This is a genomic window from bacterium, assembly GCA_030247525.1.
Lineage (GTDB): Bacteria > Electryoneota > JAOADG01 > JAOADG01 > JAOADG01 > JAOTSC01.
The window spans coordinates 1-5,192 of the sequence record JAOTSC010000208.1 but is presented as its reverse complement, the minus strand read 5'-3'; the positions used below and the strand labels follow the sequence as shown (position 1 = coordinate 5,192).

Sequence of the window (5,192 nt, the reverse complement as noted above, 5' to 3'; positions counted from 1 at the left end):
CACGGAAATCCGGTTTGACTTAAAACAGAGCGGATACACCAAGTTAACTGTTTTTGACTTACTTGGACGGCAGGTTGGAACGCTTGTTAATGAGAATCTAACAGCAGGCAAACATGCAGTACGCTACGATGCATCGCGCATTGCAGCGGGCGTGTACTTCTACCGGATCGAAAGCGGCAATTTCCAACAAACCCGAAAGATGGTTTTAGTGAAGTAGTCCAATTCAAGACAAAAAGAGAGGCGGGTCGTGAGACCCGCCTTTTTTTCGTGGCGTCAAAAAATACTACTTCTTCAATGGCACATAAATGTCGATTTCGGTATCATCATTATCGACACCTTTGAATCGCCCTTTTTCGTAGTACTCAAAATTGAAGCGGCTCTCGATTTTCAGGTTGGATTTCGGAAGCCAGACACCATAAATGTAGCCATAGGAACGCTGCAAACCATTCGGGTTAAACTTGCCTTTATGAGTAAAAACAACGTACTCGCACGCTGGAATTGTTCGATACTTCATGCCATCCGGGATCTGATCGACCTTTGTGACCGGTAAGCCGATGAATACTGTAAATTCGGTTTCCTCATTTTCTTCATCGCATTGTTCATCATCCATGAAGCAAAACCCATAACTGATGTTTGGGTCTGCAATCGCTTTCACTTCTTTCTCCCGGGGAATAAACATTTCCCAGTATTTTGGTATCTGGTTGTTCTTCATCGAAGACTTACCTTCGATGCCCACCACTTGAAATGAATCGAGTTTGACAATTCGTGGTTCCGGTAACTGATAATCAGGTTGTCCCATTCTTGCCTCCACTATGTTTATCGTAGATGTGGTTTCAACGCTTGTAAAAACTGCTCGGGAAATGCCGCCCGCTTGCCAACGGGATCGGTTGCAACATGCACACTGCTTGCTGTCGCATAGACAGTGTTATCCTCATCGCGTATCCGATATCCTAAGGTTATTGAACGTTCGCCTAACCGTAGCAATTCGATTTCTACGATTACTTGCATTCCGGTTCGTAACGGTTTCAAAAAGTCACCTTCAAGACGACCAATCGGTAGTCCCCACTTTCGTTCTGCCAAAATACTACCTAAGGAGAACCCGATGGTCGCCATCCATTTTTCATACACCCGATGACAAATCCGGAAGAGGTGAGCATTAAATAATATACCAGCGGCATCAGTATCGTCAAGTCGGATGGTCTCGCTAACTGAAAACAGTAAAGAACTCTGAGTTACTTGCGATGTCTGTTCCACTTTTCCATCGAGAAAATCAATTAGGTGCTGCAACGCTTTACGGTAACTAAGTACTCCTTCTCCTTGGAAAGTGGCAAGCGCGGCGTTGCTGAGATAGGAATTCCGGCGGAACGATTCGCGACGATTGGTGTCAGTGATATGCACTTCTACAACGGGATACTTTACCGCTCTCACAGTGTCGCCTAACGCGATGCTGGAATGAGTGTATCCACCGGCATTGAGCAACGCGCCTGCGGTATCGCTACGAACATCCTGCAATTTATCGATCAGCGCCCCTTCATGATTCGATTGAAAATGTCGGAGTTCAACTCCTAATGTCGCGGCAAATTGATCTAACTCGTTTTGCAATTGTGGTAACGTTAAACTTCCATACAGCTCGGGTTCGCGCTCTCCCAACAAATTGAGATTTGGACCTTGGATCACCCAAATAATTCTCATACCTATGCTACTCTTCCTTCCTGTAGGAAATTGATACGCTTTGCGATAATGCTTTCTACAATTGCTATTGGAACATTCTTTACGATTTCCGGCGCACCGATCTGGTGGAATAGAATCCAGTCGTTTTGACTGTTTATGCGCTTCTTATCGAATCGAAGCGCGTCTACCACTTGCTCCGGAGTTACGTGTACAGGTGGTATCATAAACCTTTGCAATACCTGTTCAATCTTTGACAACGTATCGATTGGCAGTTGTAACAACACCTGCGATAGTTCGGCAGCGACACCGATACCCCAAGCGACCGCTTCGCCGTGACGCAAGTGTTCATATCTGGTAACCGCTTCAAGGGCATGTCCCGCAGTGTGTCCCAAGTTAAGTAGCTTTCGGATGCCCGATTCAAAAGGGTCTTGTTCGACGATTGCGATTTTTTGTCGAATACAGGCATTACACAGATCATTTGTGGGAGAAGAATCAAACTTGGTTTCCGTGATTTGCTTCCACAATTCACCTCCGGCAAGTATTCCATACTTGGCGATTTCACCCCATCCCGCTTGCAACTCACGCTTTGGGAGTGTCGAAAATAAAGTGGGGTCGATGTAAACTGCTTGCGGCGGATGAAATGCGCCTAACGCGTTCTTTGCTTGCAGCGTATTCACGCCGGTTTTTCCGCCGATGGCGGCATCGATAGCTCCGATAACTGTTGTTGGTATCGCAAACCATGGCACTCCGCGTAAAAGCGTCGCTGCGACGAAACCGGCAAGATCGCTTACGACGCCGCCTCCGAAGGCAATGACAACTCCGCTTCGGTCGAAACCATGTTCTATCGCATCGTCACAAATCGCTTGATAGGTGGAAATCGTTTTAGCGGATTCGCCAGCGGGTATAACAAGTTCAAACGAGCTGGGATTGCCTTCATGAAAGTGTATGAGTAAATCGTTATAATACCGCTTGACATTGTCGTCGGTAATGAGTAGAATCCGGGATCGAGCAGTTTGAGCGATTTGTGTCAAAGCGTTGCGGACCGGAAATCCGTTATGAATTTCGGTCGTAGTCACTCGCGATGTTTTGATAGTTGCAGTCATGAATTTCTGGTCGATGCTGCTGGGTGGAAAACGAAACCGCGTCGTTCAACTTCTTGTAACACGATACTTGCTGCGATTTCCGGCGGTTCGGATCCATCGAGTTGGATTTCGACTTCACACAATTGATAAGTTGTTTTGCGTTCTTCATACAGCTCGGTTAACCGCTGTAGACGTTCTTCCTGCGTGGTACATTCATTCAGCAATGGCCGGGATTTGTCTCCGGCTACTCGGTTCGCAAGTACCTCCAGCGGCACCGATAAAAATAAGAGAAGACCATGCTCGCGCAATAATTCCGGAATTCCGGGTGTAGTTAAAGTGCCGCCACCCAGCGCCCAAATGCCATCTGGATTTTTCAAATTCTCACGAAGCACTGCAGCTTCTATTTCGCGAAATCTCTCTTGGCCATCCCGCCGAAAAATCTCCGAAACACTCTTACGCATTCGTTGCGATACCAACTTATCGAGGTCATAACATGGCACTGATAGCTGTCGCGAAAGCAACTGAGTAATCGTTGTCTTACCACTCCCCATCATGCCGGCTAAGAAAACGTGCGCCACCGGTCGCCCCAGGCATTGTAGTGTGATGTTACTTCCTCAATGCTGTCACCGCCGACTTTTTGTAGAAACGCATCGGCTAATACAATCGCCAACAGATTCTCGGCAACCACTCCCGCGGCTGGTACGGCGCAGACATCGGAACGCTCCCGCAACGCTTCAACTGCTTCTCCCGTCTTCAAATCAACCGATGCGAGCGGTTGCGTTAACGATGCGAGCGGTTTCATCGTTACTCGCACAACAATCGGTTCGCCATTGGTGATACCGCCTTCGATACCGCCAGCGCGGTTGGTAGGACGCTGTACCGTTGTCTCACGATCCGGTAGAAAGGTATCATGAAACGCCGAGCCGATTAGTTCGGTAGCGTCTATTGCGCCAATCGCTACCGTCTTAACCGCCGGAATCGACATCAATGCCCCTGCGATCCTGCCATCGATTCTGCTATCGCCTTGCCCATAAGAACCGATTCCCACCGGAACTCCAAACGCAATGATTTCAATCACGCCGCCCACGGTATCGCCGCGTGCTTTACATTCGTCGATACATTGCATCATCGCTTCTTCGGCAACCGGATCGATACAACGTAAAGGAGAGTTATCTGCGGTTTCGAGATCGCTGAGGGTTGGATTGTTGTTATGAGAAATTGTCCCAATTTGGACGACATGGCTATAAATCGTGATTCCAAATTCTGCTAACAACGTACGGCAAATCGCTCCTACTGCGACCCGCATGGCGGTCTCGCGCGCACTTGCCCGTTCGATAACGTTACGAATGTCGTGTTGGGCGTATTTAAGCGCACCGGCATAGTCGGCATGGCCGGGACGCGGCATTGTAAGAGGAGCGGTTGGTTCTTCGCTCGCTTCGACCGACAATTTTGTTCGCCAATTTTCCCAATCGCGATTTCGGAGTAACAAACCAATCGGAGCGCCAGTCGTTTTCCCGTAACGAACGCCTCCGGTAATCTCGATATGGTCGGATTCGATTGCCATCCGTTCGCCGCGCCCATAGCCGCGTTGCCTGCGCGCCAACTGCGTATCGATATCCGTTACCGACAATTTCAAGTTTGCCGGAATGCCGTCGACGATGCCCGTCAACATTGCGCCGTGCGATTCACCGGCGGTGAGGTAGCGGATCAATGTTGTGTCTCCAGCCAATTGTACAAGGATACCGGCATTTGTTTGCCCGTCCACATTTGAAACGACTCCGCAGCCTGTCCGAACAACCATGGGAGTCCGTTCGTTACAGTCGCGCCTTGCCCCCGGATAGCGGTTGCCAGCGGTGTTTCGCGCGGCGAATACAACACATCAAGATACGAAAGCGTCGCTAAAAAACGATGAGAAAGCGGCAATGGCGACAAAATTCCATCGCTGCCAATCGTGGTACATTGCACTAATAAATCCATTTCATCGATAACGTGTTCGCGCAACTCCCAGGGTACTACCTGTAAAACCCCGATTGAAAGAACATCCTCCGCGACTTGCAGACTTTGCTCGATCCGTCGTGACGAAATCGTCACCTGCCAATTCTGCTGTAGTAAGGCGAAACAAGCCGCCCGTGCCGAACCGCCAGCACCGAGAATCATAGCTCTGCCGGACTTCGACAATTGCATGCGAGTCATGCAAAACCACACCCCGAAGTGATCGGTACAGTGCGCAATCCAACCGGTCTCGCCGCGCAATAACGTATTCGCCGATCCGATAACATCGACTGGAGATTTTATAGTTTCACATGAATCGAGAACAATTTCCTTGTATGGCGCAGTGACGTTTAGTCCTGTAAAACCTTCCTGAAAGCAACGCTCGAGCATATCCGCAAGTTGTACGCGTTCTATATCAAACACTTCATACTCACCTTGCATACCGCC

General features: G+C 49.0%; 7 protein-coding genes. 1 reads left to right on the top strand and 6 read right to left on the bottom strand.

The window, feature by feature from the left end:
- Positions 1 to 217, top strand: a 217-nt coding sequence (locus OEM52_13805) for a T9SS type A sorting domain-containing protein (GenBank protein MDK9701210.1), incomplete at its 5' end; no start/stop codon positions are given.
- Between the two features lie 66 nt (positions 218 to 283).
- On the opposite strand, the gene OEM52_13800 is transcribed toward OEM52_13805, so the two are convergent.
- From OEM52_13800 to OEM52_13775, 6 genes are all read right to left on the bottom strand, one after another.
- On the bottom strand, positions 284 to 799 hold the full coding sequence (locus OEM52_13800) for a GyrI-like domain-containing protein (protein MDK9701209.1): 516 nt from the start codon (positions 797 to 799) through the stop codon (positions 284 to 286).
- A gap of 17 nt (positions 800 to 816) precedes the next feature.
- Entirely contained in the window at positions 817 to 1,692 is an 876-nt protein-coding gene (locus tag OEM52_13795) for a type II 3-dehydroquinate dehydratase (GenBank protein ID MDK9701208.1), read from the bottom strand.
- 2 nt (positions 1,693 to 1,694) lie between these two features.
- Entirely contained in the window at positions 1,695 to 2,774 is a 1,080-nt protein-coding gene (gene aroB / locus OEM52_13790) for a 3-dehydroquinate synthase (GenBank protein ID MDK9701207.1), read from the bottom strand.
- Complete coding sequence (locus OEM52_13785) at positions 2,771 to 3,331, bottom strand: shikimate kinase (GenBank protein MDK9701206.1); 561 nt, start codon at positions 3,329 to 3,331, stop codon at positions 2,771 to 2,773. The genes aroB and OEM52_13785 overlap by 4 nt, the downstream gene beginning before the upstream one ends.
- Positions 3,313 to 4,518, bottom strand: a complete 1,206-nt coding sequence (aroC, locus tag OEM52_13780) for a chorismate synthase (GenBank protein MDK9701205.1) — start codon at positions 4,516 to 4,518, stop codon at positions 3,313 to 3,315. The genes OEM52_13785 and aroC overlap by 19 nt, the downstream gene beginning before the upstream one ends.
- Positions 4,461 to 5,192: hypothetical protein (locus OEM52_13775; protein ID MDK9701204.1), on the bottom strand; the 732-nt coding region annotated here is incomplete at its 5' end. The genes aroC and OEM52_13775, both read right to left, overlap by 58 nt.